This window comes from Thalassotalea sp. PS06 (assembly GCF_007197775.1).
Classification (GTDB): Bacteria; Pseudomonadota; Gammaproteobacteria; order Enterobacterales; family Alteromonadaceae; genus Thalassotalea_A.
This window is the reverse complement of sequence record NZ_CP041638.1, coordinates 377634-394962: the sequence shown is the minus strand read 5'-3', so window position 1 is coordinate 394962 and position 17329 is coordinate 377634. Positions and strand designations below refer to the sequence as shown.

Genomic DNA, 17329 nt, shown 5'->3' with positions numbered 1-17329 from the left:
TTATTTGGCTTCCTTGTAAATTAACTTTTAGATACGGCTGGCGTTAATGACAGAGGATGCCATTTTTGCTCAGAGCTACTTGCCGCCACCGCATTTTCAATAAATGCCATGCCGCGAATGGCTTCTTCAATACCGGGGACATCAAAGCTGTGATTGTCGCAGGGTTGCTGTTGATTGCAGGCATGGAGTTGTGCGGCGAAATTACGATAAATATTAGCGAAGGCTTCAAGATAGCCTTCCGGATGACCTGCTGGGGTACGAGTTGCAGCCTGAGCCTGCGGATAAAGCTGGCCAACACCGGTACGGTATAACTGCGCAGGTTTGTCATTGAATACCTGCCAAAGACTATTGGGTTCCTGCTGCGACCATTTCAGACCCGCATGCTCACCATAGATGCGAATGTTTAACGCGTTCTCCTCACCGACGGATATCTGACTTGCCATTAATACGCCTTTTGCGCCCTCGGAAAATTTCAACAACACCACGCCGTCATCGTCCAGTTCTCTGCCGGCAACGATGGAATTTAAATCGGCACAAATTTCATCAATATGATCGCCACAGATATACTCGGCTAAATTCGCGGCATGAACACCAATATCGCCCATACAACAACTGATACCACTTTGCGCCGGGTCCAAACGCCAGGCCGCTTGTTTATTATCACGATCAGGCTCCGCGGCTAACCAGCCTTGCGGGTACTCCACGACCACTTTGCGAACTTTTCCCAGCTCACCATTGGCAATCATGGCTTTTGCCTGTTTCACCATCGGGTAGCCGGTATAGGTGTGTGTCAGTGCGTACAGTCGCTGATGTTTATCAATTAATTTCTCAAGGTCGAGAGCTTCTTGCAGGTTAAAGGTTGCCGGTTTGTCGGATAAGACATGAAAGCCATGCTCAAGCGCAAGTTTGGCAATGCCATAATGGGAATTATTGGGAGTGACAACCGCCACGAAATCCATGCGTTGCTCGGCAGGGAGTTCCGCTTCCATCGCAAACATTTGCTGGTAGCTGGTGTAACAACGATTCGGATCAAGGCATAGGGCTCGACCGGTTTCGACACAGTTATCCGGGTTGCGACTGAAGGCCCCACAAACCAGTTCAATTTGACCATCAAGGGCTGCTGCCATGCGATGCACTTCACCTATGAATGCACCCTGGCCACCGCCGACCATCCCCATACGAATTTTTCTTGTTTTCGAATCCATACTGCCCTTCTTTTGATTATTAATAGGTAAAACAAGCAGATACTGGTACGCTAGCTTTGCTCTAATTATTTTAGGAAAATCAGAGAAACAGAGAGGTACTCTTTGAGTCTATCGTCTGATAACGAATAGCGTTAACACAAAATCGGACACAATTTGTACAAATTCGGCGTTTAAAAAAATTCATTCATAGCGTAATATGAATGAAAATAACTCATGGCGTGCAGGCTAATGGACTATTTGCGACAGCTGAAAAACTTTAATTCAGAACAACTTATTACCATCTTTGAGTTCATACCGGATATTTTGTTCTGGGTGAAGGATACTCAATCACAAATTTTATATGCCAATCAGGCATTTCTCGATAATTTGGGGATTAACCAATTGGACAAGATATTGGGACAGTCCGATTATGCGTTTTCTCCCCATCATATTGCCAAGCAGTTTATCCGCGACGATCAGCGAATTCTCGCCGGTGAGCTGGTGACCAACCGGATTGAGATGAATGTGCTGGAAGGAGAGGATATTGGCTGGTTTACTACCACCAAACGCCCTTTGCGGGACGACACCGGCACCATAATTGGTTCCTATGGATACACCCGCTCGCTAGGCAAAACGCCGCAACTATTCAAATCGTTAGATGCGATTAATATTCCTCTGGAATACATCAAGCAACATTATCAGCAACCAATCGCCATTGAGACTCTGGCAGAAATTACCTGTATTTCCATCAGCGCATTGGAAAGGCGCTTTAAAAAGCACTTAGGTAAAACCCCAAAGCAGTTTATTAACGAGTTTCGACTGGAAAAGGCCCGTAAACTATTACTGGAAACTCAGCTGCCGATTGCTGAAGTGGCCTATGCCACAGGTTTTACCGATCACAGTTATTTTTGTCGGCAATACAAGAAGATGTTTGATGAGCAACCGTCGGAGATTCGTCAGTTAGTCTAGCTGGTCAATAATTTAATGTGATTGGTATTAGCTAGCGCTTTTGGCGAAAACGCGGGCGCAGGCCTTTGGAAGGGGGAACAATTTGTTGCCCCTGCTTCATTGAATATTCAATACGGTTGAGAGTTTCGAGCCCTTCTCCGGGATCTTTTGCTAACACCAGAAAACTGGCATCGCAGCCGACATCAAAGCAGGCGATTTTGCGATTGGGAAACAGGTATCTGGCGGTAGCGAACAGGGTATTGAGTGTTTCCTGGCGAGAAAATGCGCCAATTAGATAATAGTGCTTCGCTTCATCAAAGACTCTGGCGTAACCACCACTGCCCATCAGAATCGGTATGTTATTGGCTTTAAGCATTTGCAGATTATTGCGTTGCAGCTGATAGTGCGCAGCCAGTGCTGGTGTATCTTCGATGGTTTGTTTGCGTTGTCTGGCAACGGTTCGGGACAAGTGATAAACCGGGATCACTTTGACATCATTATCTCGTATCGCCTGCAGGGTTTTCAGAGTTAATTTGTCATAGGCTTGAACTTTATCTTTGTTGCTCAGGCTGTGCCCAGGTAACTGGGTAATAAAGTCGACTCCGGCATTGGCAGCGATTTGTGCATCGTAATCAGTTTCCACCTGAGCCATCACCTTAATGCCATAGTGGTGAAACGTCTCTACCACATTATCCATCAGGTCAGGGTCGACCCCATAGATGGTTTCCACATTAAGGCGATTTTTGCGAGAGTGATGGCGCTCAGAATGATACAGGAATACTTTAACCAGTTTACTGCCCTGCTCATTCAATACTTTTACGGTTTTTGGAATATCGAATTTATCTTTAATGCGATACACCTGATTACTCGTACTTTTATTCAGCTCGTAAGGCGTAGGAGCAAGACCTGCAAGGCTGTTATCAATTTCTTTGAAATCTGAGGTTATGGCGCCGTGCACCAGCGCCAAATCAAAGGTGTTCGCGCGATTGAAAAATGGCCGGAAGCGAGATAATTCAGTGCTCGAAGCATTCGCGTTCATGGTGTAGAAAACACCAGTTCTGAGAAGCTTATCACTACTGGTTCTGTCCACAGCAGCGACATAGTGTTGAGCATCAGCAAATGGTGGCACCAGAAAATAGTCTGACAATGAAACTTTTTTGCTTTGTCGGAAACACTTACTCAACACCACAAATTTTTGACGTTCTACGCACAAATCTTTTTTAATGAAGCCAAGGGAGGGATCCCAGACCTTGCCGTCCATAAACAGAGTCGGCTGTCCGTTAGCATTAGAATTAAATGCGGGAAAGATGAAGCCCAATATCAACAGGATTGACAGTGGAAAGCGAAAATTCATAAACAAATCTCAATGCCAGCATTTTGAACTGCTCAATCAAATCGCCTGGGAAAACTCAAATAAAGTAATTTTTATTCACAATCTCTGTCTATATGTTAGTACAGCTTTGCTTGCGGATAAAATTTAAACAGAAAATTCCATGATTACAAACGTAAACGACAATGGATTGTGGATTAATACTTATCGCATTTACTGTGATACACTGGAGGCAAAGTCACTATGTTTTTCGTTTATGAACCCAGAACAGCTTCTCCAACTCGCCCAACAAACCTGTAAAAAACGCGGTGCACGATTAACCAGCGCCCGGGAACAGGTGTTTATGTTGATGGCAGAAAATGAACAGGCAATTGGTGCCTATGATTTATTGGAAAAGTTAAAAGAAGTGGACCCGGGTGCCAAACCGGCAACCGTTTACCGAGCACTGGACTTTTTGTCCAAGCAAGGTTTTGTTCATAAGATCGAATCGATTAATGCGTTTGTTCTGTGTCACCACTTCAGTGATTGCTCACATCCAGTGCAATTGTTGATATGCGATAGCTGTGGCAATGTCGAAGAAATTCAGTCGGGCAATCTGGATTTAGCCCTCAGAGCCATGGCGGATGCCAGTGGATTTACCATTATTCATCAGGTTGTCGAGGCCCATGGCACCTGCCGAGCCTGTCATTAGTTCAGGTTTTTACGCTCAGGAATATACCTGACGATCCCCTAGAGAGTTTCGAACATGGCAATCGCCATCTAAGATTGCGACGATAATTTTGTCATCGCGATACCCCTGCGGAAGGATAACGCGCTGATTTTTCTCAACGTCTAAACCCGACAACACTTCGGAGCAAATGGATGTCATATCGGTTTGATCGTAATACAGCACTGTAATTGCGTTGTTGTTGGTTTCCATGGTGAAGACCTTTTATCTGTATTGTCCCCGTCCTCTGCTGCTGAGGCGGGAAATTAAGGAATATAGTGATACCAATCACTATAGTCCTAGTTTGATAAAACGTCTATTTTGACCCGGGCAGTGATATTACACAAAAGCTCATAGGCGATAGTTTCCGCCTGCTCTGCCACTTCTTCGATGGCCAGGTGTTTACCCCATAACTCCACATAATCACCTACTTTGGCACTACTGTCAGGGCCTAGATCTACCGTGATCATATCCATAGAAACTCGCCCCACCAAAGATACACGTTGGCCATTGACCAGCACTGGCGTGCCGGCCTTTGCATGCCGTGGGTAACCGTCGCCATAACCAATAGCAACAACGCCAATGCGGGTATCGCGCTCTGCGGTGTAAGTCGCGCCATAACCGACACTATCGCCGGCACGAATCGGTTTTACTGCAATTAAAGAGGAATGCAATGTCATCACTGGTTGTAATCCGGCACTGTCTTTGCGGGCTGAATACAGAGGGTTTACGCCATAGAGCATAACGCCCGGGCGGACCCATTGATAATGACATTGTGGCCAGGCAAGAATCGCTCCGGAATTTGCTAATGAACGTTCGAATTCGCCTTGCTGGCAGGTATCTTCAAACAGTTGGATTTGCCTTGTGGTTTCGTCATTGTCGAGCTCATCAGAGCAACTTAAATGACTAATCACAATAATCTCATCATCGACTACCGGACAATCGACAAGACGCTGATAAAACTCGTTAAACTGCTCCGGCTCAATTCCTAAACGATGCATGCCAGTATCGATTTTCAACCAGACTTTAAGTGTTGATTTTTGTTTTAACGACAGTGCTTCCAGAGCTTGCAACTGAAATTCGCTGTGCACCACGACCTGTAGATTTTGCTCGAAGATAAGCGGCAATTCTAACGCCGAAAAGAAACCTTCCATCAACACAATATCGGTAAAGATTCCCGCTTCGCGAAGCGACATGGCTTCATCAATTCGAGCCACACCGTAAGCATCGGCAGCAAGGTGTTTTGCCACGGTAAGAGCACCATGGCCATAGGCGTTGGCTTTTAACAGGGCCAGCACTTTACTGTCAGGCGCCAGCTGTTTGACCAGTTTGAAATTGTGATCCAGCGCGTCTAGGTGAATATCTGCGGTAGCAATGGCCTGCATATCAGCGTCCTGCAATACTTCTTAATTAATCTTCTTCAAACGCCGGACCGGCATAATTATCAAAGCGAGAGAATTGCCCCTGGAAGGTTAAGCGTACCCGACCAATCGGGCCGTTACGCTGTTTACCGATAATAATTTCAGCAGTGCCCTTGTCTGGAGAGTCGTCGTGATAAACTTCGTCACGATAGATGAACATGATCAAATCGGCATCCTGCTCGATAGAGCCGGATTCACGCAAATCCGAGTTTACCGGACGCTTATCGGCACGTTGCTCCAAACTACGGTTTAGCTGTGACAGGGCGATAACCGGAACCTGCAGTTCCTTCGCCAGTGCTTTTAATGAACGGGAGATTTCGGCAATTTCCAAAGTACGGTTATCACTAAACGACGGAACACGCATCAATTGCAGATAATCAATCATAATCATCGACAAACCACCGTGATCACGGTGGATACGGCGCGCTCGGGAACGCACTTCGGTTGGAGTAAGGCCAGATGCGTCATCGACGAACATCTTCCCCTTTTCAATCAATAACCCCATGGTTGATGATAATCGTGCCCAATCCTCATCGCCAAGCTGGCCAGTACGGATTTTGGTTTGGTCAATACGACCAAGAGAGGCAAGCATCCTCATCATGATTTGTTCTGACGGCATCTCCAGCGAGAAAATAAGCGCAGGTTTGTCCTGCATCATCGCTGCATTTTCCGCCAGGTTCATCGCAAACGTGGTTTTACCCATGGAAGGACGAGCAGCGACAATGATTAAGTCCGATGGCTGTAAGCCAGCGGTCATTTTATCGAGATCCTGGAAACCGGTACTTACACCAGTTACACCATCATGTGGCTGGCCATAAAGCTTTTCGATTTTATCGACGGTTTTTTCCAGTACCGAATGAATATTTTCCGGGCCTTCAGATTTATTTGCACGCTGCTCCGCAATCTGGAAAACCTTCGATTCGGCGTAATCGAGTAATTCACTACTTTCCCGGCCCTGAGGATCATAACCGGCGTCAGCAATATCATTAGCTACTGATATCAATTCCCGGGTTACCGCACGTTCACGCACGATATCCGCATAAGCATAAATATTTGATGCACTCGGGGTGTTTTTCATCATCTCGGCGAGATAGACAAAGCCACCAACATCACCAATTTGCTGTTGGTTTTCCAGGGCTTCGGAAAGGGTGATCAAATCCACTGGATTGCCTTTTTCAATCAGATCACCAATGGTATTAAAAATAATCCGGTGAGAACGCGAGTAAAAATCCTGGGAAACAACGCGCTCGGCAACATTATCCCAGGCCTCATTATCCAACAACAAACCACCCAATACGGATTGTTCCGCTTCCATAGAGTGAGGGGCAACTTTGAGTTGCTCAACCTGTTTATCACGTTCGAATTTGTTAGTTTGCGGTTGCGCTGCCTGCTTTTGCGCCATGAATTCTGGACCCTGCTCGATGCTAATCTGATTCAGCTATTATCGCTGATTTGACTCTCCAAGATAAGCTATTGCGGGATATAATTGAAGTGAAAATTACACCTTCACAACAAAATAGTAGAGATATCCCTACTACCTTGTTGGTTGAAGATGACAAAGCCCTTAAGTTTTATCCAGTTTCGGCGGACAGCTACCGATGACGCGACTGTTGCCGTTCTCTTCCTTTTGCACCAATTTAACGTCAAATTTCCACAGATAATATAAGTGCTTTAACACTTCCTGATAGGAAGGATGTAAAGGTACTTTTTCATGGGGCACATATTCCAAAGTCAGGGTTCTATCGCCGTCAATGTCAGCACTAACTACCTGAATGTTCGGTTCAATTTCACTTAGGTTATATTGGTTCGACAAGGCCTGGCGGATACGACGGTAGCCACTTTCGTTATGAATAGACTCAACCCGGATATAAGGGCTGGTGGCATCATCTTTGATATGAAATAGCTTGAAGTCACGTATTAGCTTTGGTGATAGATACTGACTGATAAAACTCTCATCCTTGAAGTTTTCCATGGCGAAATGCACGGCATCAAGCCAGTCACTGCCAGCTAGCTCAGGAAACCACTCTTTATCTTCATCAGTAGGATTTTCGCAGATACGGCGAATATCCATAAACATATGAAAGCCTAACGCATAGGGATTAATGCCCGAATAGCCCTGACTGTTGTAGCTCGGTTGGGTAATAACGTTGGAGTGGTGATGCACAAACTCAAGCATGAATTTGTCGCTGAGTTTGCCTTCATCATAAAGGTGATTAAGCAAGGTGTAATGCCAAAAGCAGGCCCAGCCTTCGTTCATCACCTGGGTTTGTTTTTGCGGATAGAAATATTGCGCCATTTTCCGCACGATGCGGACAATCTCTCGCTGCCAGGATTGCAGCAAAGGCGAGTTCTTTTCAATAAAGTACAACAGGTTTTCCTGAGGCTGTTCAGGAAAACGCGGTGCCCGCTGCTCTTTGGTGCGTTCAGATTTCGCCACTTTTTGCCATAAGCTGTTTACCTGCGACTGCAGGTATTCCTGACGTTCTTTCTGTCGTTTACGTTCTTCGCTCAAAGATATCCGCTGTGGCCGTTTGTAACGGTCGACACCGTGGGCCATCAGCGCATGGCAGGCATCCAGGGTGGTTTCAACTTCATCAACGCCATACAGTTCTTCGCAGCGGGCGATGTAGTTGCGAGCAAATAATAAGTAATCAATGATGGAACTGGCATCGGTCCAGGATTTAAACAGATAGTTACCTTTGAAAAAGGAATTATGCCCATAACAGGCATGGGCCATCACTAACGCCTGCATCGTTAAGGTATTCTCTTCCATCAAATAGGCGATACAAGGATTGGAATTAATAACAATTTCGTAAGCAAGCCCCATATATCCGCGCTTGTAGGTTTGCTGGGTTTGTATGAACTTTTTACCGAACGACCAGTGGTTGTAGCCGATCGGCATACCGACGCTGGCATAGGCATCCATCATTTGTTCAGAGGTGATCATTTCAATCTGGTTCGGGTAGGTATCGAGTCGGTAATGCTCGGCAACCCGTGCCAATTCATCCTCATAACGTTCGAGATCGGGAAACGTCCAATCTGCACAATCCGGCAGGCTGCCAACATAAGCACCTGTAGCTTCAGATACCTGGGATTTAGTCTTTGACATTAGCTACCCCCGCCGTCGTGGCATTCGGTGTTTTCTTGAATAAATCCCTGAATACTGGATAAATATCCTCAATTTCGCGGATCCGGCGCATTGCAAAGTGCCCTTCTCGATTCGCCAGTGAACGATAACGCTGCCATAAAGATTTATGCAGATCCTGGGTAATTTCGATGTAGGCATAAAAGCGCACCGCCGGGAGAATATTATTCTTTAGCAGCTCATAACATTTTTCCGTATCATCCTGCCAGTTATCGCCATCGGAAGCCTGTGCGGCATAGATATTCCAGTCGCCGGAGCTATAGCGTTCTTCGACGATTTCCTGCATCAATTCCAGTGCACTTGAGACTATGGTGCCACCCGTTTCCCGGGAATAGAAAAAGTCCTGTTCATCCACTTCTTTGGCCTGGGTATGGTGGATGATATAAACCACATCTATGGTTTGGTAGGTGCGGCTCAAAAACAGATAAAGCAGAATATAAAAGCGCTTGGCGATATCTTTGGTGGCTTGCACCATGGAGCCAGAGACATCCATCAGACAAAACATTACCGCTTTTGATGTTGGCACTGCCTGCTTTTCATAGTTTCGATAATGTAGGTCAAAACTGTCGATAAAAGGCACGGCTTTAATGCGCTCTTTGAGCATCTCGATTTGCGCCTGCAATTGCGCCACTACCTGTTGGTCCGGCTCTTCCTTGGCCAACACTTGCTGTAACTCCTGCTCACAGGCTTTCAGCTCGCGGCGCTTACTACTGGTCATCGCAATTCTGCGGGCAATGGAGCCTTGCAAGGATTTAACAATGTCGATATTGGCAGGAACACCCTCAGCACAATAACCGGCTCGGACCGTCTTGTACTCCACTAGCTTGTCGAGCTGATTCTTTTGCAAATTTGGCAGTTCTAAATCATCAAAGAGCAGATTCAGATATTCATCATGGGAAATGCTAAACACAAAATCGTCTTCGCCCTGCCCTTTGTCGCTGGCATTAGAACCTGAGCCCTGCCCACCCTGGGCTTTCGGTCGTGGGATTTTGTCCCCTTCCGCAAACTGGTCATTACCGGTAAATACCCGGTTTTTGGTACCACCATCACCTTGTCTAAAAACCGGTTCAACTAAATCTTTACGGGCAATCGAAACATCCTGGCCAGTCGTTAGATCGGTGACCTGACGGTTGTTAATACCATCGGCCAGTGATCGTTTAATCTGATTTTTGTGACGACGAAAGAATCTCTGGCGATTAACCATAGATTTATTTTTACTGTTCAGTCGTCGATCAATAAAATTAGCCATGTCTTGTTAGCCTTAATCAGGCCATTCCCTGGCACATTACCCCGCATCCGTTGCCGGTATTTCGTTTGTAATTGTCTATCAAGAGGACTTTCTTACCCGCAGGTACCACTCGCTCAACAGGCGCACCTGTTTTCGGGTATAGCCCTTGGTTATCATACGTTCGACAAACTCATCGTGTTTCTTCTGATCGTCCGATGAGGTCTTAGTGTTAAAGGAAATGACTGGCAGCAGATCTTCGGTATTTGAGAACATTTTCTTCTCAATGACTGTGCGCAGTTTTTCATAACTGGTCCATACCGGATTGTTGCCGTTATTGTTCGCTTTGGCGCGAAGTACGAAATTCACAATCTCGTTGCGAAAATCTTTAGGGTTGGAGATACCAGCCGGTTTCTCGATTTTTTCCAGCTCGTTGTTCAGAGCACTGCGGTCTAAAATCTGACCGGTTTCGGCATCACGATATTCTTGATCCTGAATCCAGAAATCCGCATAAACCACATATCGGTCGAAAATGTTTTGACCATACTCCGAGTAGGATTCGAGATAAGCGGTTTGAATTTCCTTACCAATAAACTCGATATATTGCGGGATCATGTAGCCTTTGATGAACTCTAAATAACGATCAGCGGTTTCTTTTGGCAATTGTTCACGTTCAATTTGCTGCTCAAGTACATAAAAAAGATGCACAGGGTTTGCCGCCACTTCGTTGTGATCAAAGTTGAATACCCGGGATAAAATCTTAAAGGCAAAGCGGGTTGAAAGCCCCGACATGCCTTCATCGATACCAGCATAATCACGATATTCCTGGAAGGATTTCGCTTTCGGGTCGGTATCTTTTAAGGTTTCGCCGTTATACACCCGCATTTTCGAATAGATGCTGGAGTTTTCCGGCACGACCAAACGCGACAACACTGTGAACTGGGCAAGGATATCTAGGGTGCCTGGCGCACATTGGGCGTCGACCAGTTCTGAGTTTTTCAGCAGTTTCTGATAAATCTTTATCTCTTCATCAACGCGCATGCAATATGGCACTTTGACGATATAAACCCTATCGAGAAACGCTTCGTTGTTTTTGTTATTTTTAAACGATAGCCATTCAGATTCATTGGAATGGGCAAGGATAATGCCGTCGAAAGGCAAGGCTGAAAGGCCTTCGGTTGGGTTGTAATTGCCTTCCTGAGTAGCGGTAAGTAGTGGATGCAGAACCTTGATAGGCGCTTTGAACATCTCGACAAATTCCATCAAGCCCTGGTTAGCACGGCACAAAGCGCCTGAGTAGCCATAGGCGTCGGGATCATTTTGCGCGAAGTGCTCAAGCTGACGGATATCAACTTTACCCACTAACGATGAGATATCCTGATTGTTGTCATCACCGGGTTCGGTTTTGGCGATAGCGATTTGATCGAGAATCGAAGGATAGACTTTGACCACTTTAAACTGGGCGATATCCCCTTTGAATTCGTGCAGGCGCTTCGCCGCCCATGGCGACATAATGCCGTTTAGGTAACGGTTCGGGATATTGTATTCCTGTTCGAGAATTTTGCCGTCATTCTCGCTGTCGAATAACGACAATGGATGGTCGTTAACCGGGCTGCGCTGGCCATTGGCACTTAGCACATAAATCGGTTGCGACTGCATCAGGGTTTTTAATTTTTCCGCCAAAGACGATTTACCGCCACCGACAGGCCCTAGCAAATACAATACTTGTTTCTTTTCTTCCAGTCCCTGAGACGCATGCATCAGATAGGAAACAATTTGCTCGATGGCATCTTCCATGCCATAGAATTCAGAAAAGGCCGGATATCTGGCAATAACCCGGTTAGAAAAAATGCGGCTCAAAACAGGCTGCCGGGAAGTGTCGATCATTTCCGGTTCGCCGATAGCTGCTAACAGCCGCTCGGCAGCGTTGGCATAGGCCATTTTGTCGTCACGACAAAGCTCAAGAAACTGCGCTAAGGTATACTCCTCTTCCTGGGCCTGATCGTAGCGGCTTTGGAACTGCTGAAAAATACTCATAGTTGCCCCCACAAAATCATTCCACGCATAGATCTGTATATCTGTCTGGGTTAATGTTTAAGGAGAAATCAACGGCGTCCTTTTCAACTCATTATTCAATCTACGACTGATCATAGTTCGATAAAAAGCACGAAGTGACCAAAAGCTGGTGTAGATAGATCTACAGACCTTGATTAATTAGACCGCAAAAACGGCCATTAATTTAACTATAAGCGCAAATTTTCTGATGTGCCTGTAATTAAAGTGATTAATTCAACACTTGTATTTTCGAAAAAAGATGCTAATTCAGCAGCTTGCATCTTTATATTTTTTTACAATTGAAACGGATGGGTTTCTGATGGATTGCTGATAGTTCGCTTTAAATCAGATACGAAAAAGCCCCTGACGGGGCTTTTTGAAATTGTGAATCAGCCGTTAACTAGTGAGTAACTCGAACCGTACCACTCACCGTACTAGCTTTAACAGACGCGGCACCGGTGCCAATTTGCGTTTCAAGGCGAGAGCTCGGGCCATATTTCGCCTTAACAACTTTATCATCTGAGATACCGTTAACGATTTTACCGCCAGCATTGCTATCGACTCGAACGCTTACGTTGGCTTCTTTTTGCATCACCAGTGAGATATCACCACTTACCGAAGACATTTTCACGATACCGTCATCCAAAAGCACCACATTTGCATCAACATCACCACTAACACTAGATAACGCTAAGTTAGATAAACCCTGATAGTTAACTTGTAAATCTCCGGATACCACATTGGCGATGAGCTCTTTGGCTTCACCATTAGCGTCGATATTGCCGCTCACTGCATTTAATTCAACTAACCCGTTGGAATTCTTGTCTTTAATATCGCCGCTAACCGTAGATAAAGATATTTTACCTTTTAGATCAACACTATCGATATCACCACTGACGGTTTCAAGGCGAACTCTTTCAGCCAGCTGTTTGCCTTCAATATCGCCGCTTACGGTTTTCAAGTGAACCGCCTGAATCAGATTTTCTGCCGATACGTCAGAAGATACGCCCGCAAATCTCACCCTTACATCAGCTGGCAAACGCACGGTGAAATCACTCTCACTCTGTTCGGAGTTCCAAAAGCTGCTATTCATCTGCGAAGGCATTTTCACCTGAACATAAATGGTGTTGCCTTTCTGTTCGAAAATAAAATCCGTCGCCTTTTCATCGATAATTCCTTTTACCCAAACCTCCTCGCTGTCATCGCCGATGATTTCTACCTGACCTCGCATATTTTCAATAACCACTGTAACGTTATCGCTTGCGGGTAAGCGGACATCGACGTTTCGATCTTCAATAGCAAATGCAGAGGTAATCAGTGTCGAAAAAAGTATTGGAATATAAATAAAGCGCATTGTGTTAACCTCTTATATGGTCTGCCATTTCGGGCTGTATAATTGTTCAAGCAGATTCAGTTCCTGCTGCTGGGTCCACTTGAGAAGATTCAGTAAATCCGGATTTTGCGGATCATCTTCAAGGGCGGTCAGCAAAGATTCGCGAGCCGACTGAATTTCATCAAACTGTTTGCTGATTTTCGGTGGCAGTTTGCTCAAGTCCGGTTTACCAAAACTCACCAACATATTCTGCTTTTCCTGCAGGTACTGTTGCTCAATCACTTCGAGTGCGGTTAACTCTGGTACCTGTTCGGTTTGACTCTGATAGCTAAAGGTCACCACCACCGCCAGGACAATAGATGCGGCCCAGGCATAAGGCTGAAAATTAACGTTAACAACGTTATCTTTTTTCGCAGTAGGTTTATCCTGTTCCTGACTCTTCATCTCGATGGCACGTTCAATGCCCTGCCATAAATCACGCTGCGGTTGAATGTCCGCGGATAAGTCATCGATTTGCTGCTGTAGCTGTTGTTCATTCATGGTTTCTTTCATGATCACAACCACTCCTGTAATAATTTCTTTGCTCTGTGGTAATGGGATTTACTCGATCCCACGGCCATATTTAACATGCTGGCTATCTCTTCATGGCGGTAACCTTCAACCGCGAACATCACAAATACCAGGCGGGCTTTTTCCGGCAACTTCAGAATGGTTTTATCCAGGTCTGATAGTTCCGGATGCTCATTAATGGTTGGCTCGCTGGTATTGGTCTCTTCAATAGAGAACATCCGTTGCATCCAGTTTTTCTGCTTGCGCAGATGGCTCAATACCGTATTGGTTGCCACTGAATGTAACCAGGTAGAAAACTTGCTGTCGCCGCGAAAGTTATCGAGCTTCAACCACACCTGCACAAACACTTCCTGCGCCACATCCTCAGCCTGTTCGCGATCCGCCAGCATCCGTAGACACAGGCCATATACCTTGCCAATGTGCAGCTGATAGAGCTGTTGAAACGCCTGTCTGTCGCCGCTTTTCGCCAGCTCAATCCATTCCAGCTCCTGTTTAGAAGCAAACATTTGCTGTGCGTCTATCACGGTTTGTTGTCCTGATATGGTCACTGAATTCTTAACTTAATCATTGATTTGCTAGTTATGATGCAGTATCTGACAAAAAGGTTTAAAGCGAAATGAAAAAAATTAAAAGTTTTCTCCGGGGTCAGCCCCAATTTGCTTAGCTGTTCAAAAAGAAAGTTGGTTCTGTTGTTAAGAGCGGTTGGAATCGGAGGTTGGGCAGGTTTTGAGGCTAAGCACAACCGTCAGGCCTATGCCCAGGAAAATGCCGATGGTAATTTTGAGCCAAAGGTTTTCTAAGGCAAAGAACAAGCTGTAACTGCCAAAGCCAAGGATCATCAATACGGCGATGAATTTAGTTTTGCCACTGATGCAGCGGTGTTGTTGCCAGTCTTTGATTAACGGGCCAAATACCCGATTGTTGCGAAGCCAATTGTGGAGTTTGGGGGAGGACTTAGCGAAACAGGCTGCGGCGACGAGCACAAAAGGAGTCGTGGGGAGGCCCGGCAAGATGGCGCCGAGAGTGGCGAGGCCAACCATCAATAATCCTAAGATTAAATATGCGTAACGACTGAACATCGAAAAATACTACAGCTGTTTAATTTCGATATTTGCTTCCCTGGTATAGCCGGTAACGGCCAGCGCATCCAGATATTCCTGCCATAAACGCTGCTTATTATGAGCAAATTCCTGTAACAATAAATGCCGATATACCGCCTGATGACCATCGTCGAAATGGATTCTCAAGCCGTGCTTACCAACATTATCGATGGCCGTGATAGCCACTAACTTTTTGTTGCTAACCGGTGGTTTCGGTTTACCTTTAGCCGAAGTTTGTTCCAAAGGAGAATAAACCCGCAAAAATTCTGCGCTCAGCGCTGCACTGAAATCATCATTAAAGGTTAAAGTAAGCTCTCGTTGTTTCTTACTATGAACAATTTCAGTGACCGCCATGGCTTATCTCCTTTGTAAGATTGGAGCCGATTCAAAGTTCCGGGTTACAAGATAAAGCGGCTTAAGTCTTCATCCTGAACCAGTATATCGAGTTTGCTCTGTACATAAGCTTTATCGATAGTCACCAGATTACCACTGTGATCATCGGCATGGAATGATAAATCTTCCATCAAGCGTTCCATTACCGTATGTAGACGACGAGCACCTATGTTCTCTGTGGTTTCGTTTACCTGCCAGGCGGCAGTTGCCAGCGCCTGGATACCATCTTCCGAGAACTCAATTTTCACACCTTCGGTTGCCATCAGGGCAATGTATTGCTCGGTCAATGACGCGTTAGGTTCGGTCAGAATGCGAACAAAATCCTCCGTGGTTAGAGCTTTTAGTTCCACGCGAATTGGCAAACGGCCCTGTAGCTCCGGGATCAAATCGGAAGGTTTGGCCATTTGGAAAGCGCCTGATGCAATAAACAGAATATGGTCGGTTTTAACCATACCGTGCTTAGTAGATACCGTAGAGCCTTCAACTAAAGGCAGTAAGTCACGTTGCACACCTTCACGGGATACGTCAGGACCTGAGGTATCGCCACGCTTACAGATTTTATCTACCTCATCCAAGAACACGATACCGTGTTGTTCGACTGCTTCTAAGGCTTTTTCTTTCAACTCATCTGGATTCAGAAGTTTCGATGCTTCTTCTTCCTGCAAAGCTTTAAACGCATCTTTAATTTTAAGCTTACGTTTTTTACTCTTATCCTGGGAAAGGTTCTGGAACATGCTTTGTAATTGCGACGTCATGTCCTCCATTCCCGGAGGCGCCATAATTTCCAAGCCAACCTGTGGCTGGATGATGTCGATTTCGATTTCTTTATCGTCTAGTTTGCCTTCACGAAGCTTTTTACGAAATACCTGACGGGTCGAAGAATTGTCAGTTTCCTGCTCTTCTCCAAAGCTGTTGCGAGGATTAGGAATTAAAACATCCAAGATGCGCTCTTCAGCCGCTTCTTCAGCAAGATGACGAACCCGCTGCATTTCCTGCTCTTTGGTCATTTTCATCGCCATATCCGTCAAATCACGGATAATGGTTTCCACTTCCTTACCGACATAACCGACTTCGGTAAATTTAGTGGCTTCAACTTTAATGAAAGGCGCTTTTGCAAGTTTTGCTAAACGGCGAGCGATTTCGGTTTTACCAACACCGGTTGGACCTATCATCAGGATATTTTTCGGTGTTACCTCGGCGCGCAACTCATCATCAAGTTGCATCCGACGCCAGCGGTTTCTTAAAGCGATGGCTACGGCTTTTTTCGCATCCATCTGGCCGATAATATGTTGATCAAGTTCGTGAACGATTTCACGAGGAGTCATGTTAGACATTAAACTAATTCCTTAACCTATAATTCATCGATGGTTAAATTCTGGTTGGTGAACACACAGATATCACCGGCGATCTTCAAAGACTTTTCGACAATGTCACGAGCACCCAGTTCGGTATTCTCAAATAACGCTGTCGCCGCCGCCTGGGCATAATTGCCACCGCTACCGATTGCGATTAGATCATTTTCCGGTTGCACCACATCACCATTACCGGTGATGATTAATGAAGCGGTGTGATCGGCGACAACCAGCATAGCTTCAAGACGACGCAGTGCTCTGTCGCTGCGCCAGTCTTTCGCTAACTCAACCGCCGCCTTGGTCAGGTGCCCCTGATGCATTTCTAATTTGTTTTCAAATCGCTCAAACAGGGTAAATGCATCGGCGGTACCACCGGCAAAACCCGCTAAAACTTTGTCATGATACAAACGACGTACTTTACGGGCGTTGCCCTTCATTACCGTGTTGCCAAGAGAAACCTGGCCATCGCCGCCAATACATACTTTGCCATCACGGCGTACTGAAACAATCGTAGTCACTATTGACCCCTTGTTAGTTCGGTTCGTTCATAAACTGGCTGCGCCCTGT

At 45.7% G+C, this 17329-nt stretch carries 17 protein-coding genes; 2 read left to right on the top strand and 15 right to left on the bottom strand.

Annotated features, from left to right (window positions below):
• Positions 1 to 20 precede the first annotated feature (20 nt).
• On the bottom strand, positions 21 to 1205 hold the full coding sequence (locus tag FNC98_RS01750) for a Gfo/Idh/MocA family protein (RefSeq protein WP_143579644.1): 1185 nt from the start codon (positions 1203 to 1205) through the stop codon (positions 21 to 23).
• A 228-nt stretch (positions 1206 to 1433) separates the two neighbouring features.
• Here FNC98_RS01750 and FNC98_RS01745 point away from each other — a divergent pair, with 228 nt between their 5' ends.
• The gene (locus FNC98_RS01745) at positions 1434 to 2153 is read left to right on the top strand and encodes an AraC family transcriptional regulator (protein ID WP_143579643.1); all 720 of its coding nucleotides are present in this window, start codon (positions 1434 to 1436) and stop codon (positions 2151 to 2153) included.
• 31 nt (positions 2154 to 2184) lie between these two features.
• Here FNC98_RS01745 and FNC98_RS01740 read toward each other — a convergent pair whose 3' ends face one another.
• Positions 2185 to 3486: a hypothetical protein gene (locus tag FNC98_RS01740; RefSeq protein WP_143579642.1), complete on the bottom strand. Its 1302-nt coding sequence runs from the start codon at positions 3484 to 3486 to the stop codon at positions 2185 to 2187.
• A 232-nt stretch (positions 3487 to 3718) separates the two neighbouring features.
• On the opposite strand from FNC98_RS01740, the gene zur reads away from it, so the two are divergent.
• A complete protein-coding gene (gene zur / locus FNC98_RS01735) occupies positions 3719 to 4153 on the top strand; it encodes a zinc uptake transcriptional repressor Zur (protein ID WP_144035417.1) in 435 nt (144 codons plus the stop codon).
• Between the two features lie 15 nt (positions 4154 to 4168).
• On the opposite strand, the gene FNC98_RS01730 is transcribed toward zur, so the two are convergent.
• From FNC98_RS01730 to hslV, 13 genes are all read right to left on the bottom strand, one after another.
• Positions 4169 to 4381 carry a DUF2375 family protein gene (locus FNC98_RS01730; RefSeq protein ID WP_143579641.1) on the bottom strand — a complete coding sequence of 71 codons (213 nt, stop codon included), beginning with the start codon at positions 4379 to 4381 and terminating at the stop codon, positions 4169 to 4171.
• Positions 4382 to 4467: 86 nt separating this feature from the next.
• Entirely contained in the window at positions 4468 to 5553 is a 1086-nt protein-coding gene (gene alr, locus FNC98_RS01725) for an alanine racemase (protein WP_143579640.1), read from the bottom strand.
• Between the two features lie 25 nt (positions 5554 to 5578).
• The gene (gene dnaB, locus FNC98_RS01720) at positions 5579 to 6991 is read right to left on the bottom strand and encodes a replicative DNA helicase (RefSeq protein WP_143579639.1); all 1413 of its coding nucleotides are present in this window, start codon (positions 6989 to 6991) and stop codon (positions 5579 to 5581) included.
• Positions 6992 to 7153: 162 nt separating this feature from the next.
• Entirely contained in the window at positions 7154 to 8698 is a 1545-nt protein-coding gene (locus tag FNC98_RS01715) for a SpoVR family protein (protein WP_143579638.1), read from the bottom strand.
• Entirely contained in the window at positions 8685 to 9983 is a 1299-nt protein-coding gene (locus FNC98_RS01710; protein ID WP_143579637.1) for a YeaH/YhbH family protein, read from the bottom strand. Before FNC98_RS01710 ends, FNC98_RS01715 begins: the two co-directional genes overlap by 14 nt.
• 78 nt (positions 9984 to 10061) lie before the next feature.
• Positions 10062 to 11996 carry a PrkA family serine protein kinase gene (locus tag FNC98_RS01705; protein WP_143579636.1) on the bottom strand — a complete coding sequence of 645 codons (1935 nt, stop codon included), beginning with the start codon at positions 11994 to 11996 and terminating at the stop codon, positions 10062 to 10064.
• A gap of 418 nt (positions 11997 to 12414) precedes the next feature.
• Entirely contained in the window at positions 12415 to 13368 is a 954-nt protein-coding gene (locus FNC98_RS01700) for a DUF4097 family beta strand repeat-containing protein (RefSeq protein ID WP_143579635.1), read from the bottom strand.
• Between the two features lie 12 nt (positions 13369 to 13380).
• A complete protein-coding gene (locus FNC98_RS01695; RefSeq protein WP_143579634.1) occupies positions 13381 to 13899 on the bottom strand; it encodes a hypothetical protein in 519 nt (172 codons plus the stop codon).
• Between the two features lie 2 nt (positions 13900 to 13901).
• The gene (locus FNC98_RS01690) at positions 13902 to 14423 is read right to left on the bottom strand and encodes an RNA polymerase sigma factor (RefSeq protein WP_144035416.1); all 522 of its coding nucleotides are present in this window, start codon (positions 14421 to 14423) and stop codon (positions 13902 to 13904) included.
• A gap of 186 nt (positions 14424 to 14609) precedes the next feature.
• Positions 14610 to 14957: a YbaN family protein gene (locus FNC98_RS01685; protein WP_260680408.1), complete on the bottom strand. Its 348-nt coding sequence runs from the start codon at positions 14955 to 14957 to the stop codon at positions 14610 to 14612.
• A gap of 48 nt (positions 14958 to 15005) precedes the next feature.
• On the bottom strand, positions 15006 to 15371 hold the full coding sequence (locus tag FNC98_RS01680) for a gamma-butyrobetaine hydroxylase-like domain-containing protein (protein WP_143579632.1): 366 nt from the start codon (positions 15369 to 15371) through the stop codon (positions 15006 to 15008).
• Positions 15372 to 15415: 44 nt separating this feature from the next.
• Complete coding sequence (gene hslU, locus FNC98_RS01675; RefSeq protein ID WP_143579631.1) at positions 15416 to 16744, bottom strand: HslU--HslV peptidase ATPase subunit; 1329 nt, start codon at positions 16742 to 16744, stop codon at positions 15416 to 15418.
• A 17-nt stretch (positions 16745 to 16761) separates the two neighbouring features.
• The gene (gene hslV, locus FNC98_RS01670) at positions 16762 to 17280 is read right to left on the bottom strand and encodes an ATP-dependent protease subunit HslV (RefSeq protein WP_143579630.1); all 519 of its coding nucleotides are present in this window, start codon (positions 17278 to 17280) and stop codon (positions 16762 to 16764) included.
• Between the last annotated feature and the right edge of the window lie 49 nt (positions 17281 to 17329).

Bases quoted from the DNA above. Each gene is read 5' to 3' on its own strand.
- FNC98_RS01750 (WP_143579644.1), bottom strand. From the start codon at position 1,205: ATGGATTCGAAAACAAGAAAAATTCGTATGGGGATGGTCGGCGGTGGC.
- FNC98_RS01745 (WP_143579643.1), top strand. From the start codon at position 1,434: ATGGACTATTTGCGACAGCTGAAAAACTTTAATTCAGAACAACTTATT.
- FNC98_RS01740 (WP_143579642.1), bottom strand. From the start codon at position 3,486: ATGAATTTTCGCTTTCCACTGTCAATCCTGTTGATATTGGGCTTCATC.
- zur (WP_144035417.1), top strand. From the start codon at position 3,719: ATGAACCCAGAACAGCTTCTCCAACTCGCCCAACAAACCTGTAAAAAA.
- FNC98_RS01730 (WP_143579641.1), bottom strand. From the start codon at position 4,381: ATGGAAACCAACAACAACGCAATTACAGTGCTGTATTACGATCAAACC.
- alr (WP_143579640.1), bottom strand. From the start codon at position 5,553: ATGCAGGCCATTGCTACCGCAGATATTCACCTAGACGCGCTGGATCAC.
- dnaB (WP_143579639.1), bottom strand. From the start codon at position 6,991: ATGGCGCAAAAGCAGGCAGCGCAACCGCAAACTAACAAATTCGAACGT.
- FNC98_RS01715 (WP_143579638.1), bottom strand. From the start codon at position 8,698: ATGTCAAAGACTAAATCCCAGGTATCTGAAGCTACAGGTGCTTATGTT.
- FNC98_RS01710 (WP_143579637.1), bottom strand. From the start codon at position 9,983: ATGGCTAATTTTATTGATCGACGACTGAACAGTAAAAATAAATCTATG.
- FNC98_RS01705 (WP_143579636.1), bottom strand. From the start codon at position 11,996: ATGAGTATTTTTCAGCAGTTCCAAAGCCGCTACGATCAGGCCCAGGAA.
- FNC98_RS01700 (WP_143579635.1), bottom strand. From the start codon at position 13,368: ATGCGCTTTATTTATATTCCAATACTTTTTTCGACACTGATTACCTCT.
- FNC98_RS01695 (WP_143579634.1), bottom strand. From the start codon at position 13,899: ATGAAAGAAACCATGAATGAACAACAGCTACAGCAGCAAATCGATGAC.
- FNC98_RS01690 (WP_144035416.1), bottom strand. From the start codon at position 14,423: ATGTTTGCTTCTAAACAGGAGCTGGAATGGATTGAGCTGGCGAAAAGC.
- FNC98_RS01685 (WP_260680408.1), bottom strand. From the start codon at position 14,957: ATGGTTGGCCTCGCCACTCTCGGCGCCATCTTGCCGGGCCTCCCCACG.
- FNC98_RS01680 (WP_143579632.1), bottom strand. From the start codon at position 15,371: ATGGCGGTCACTGAAATTGTTCATAGTAAGAAACAACGAGAGCTTACT.
- hslU (WP_143579631.1), bottom strand. From the start codon at position 16,744: ATGTCTAACATGACTCCTCGTGAAATCGTTCACGAACTTGATCAACAT.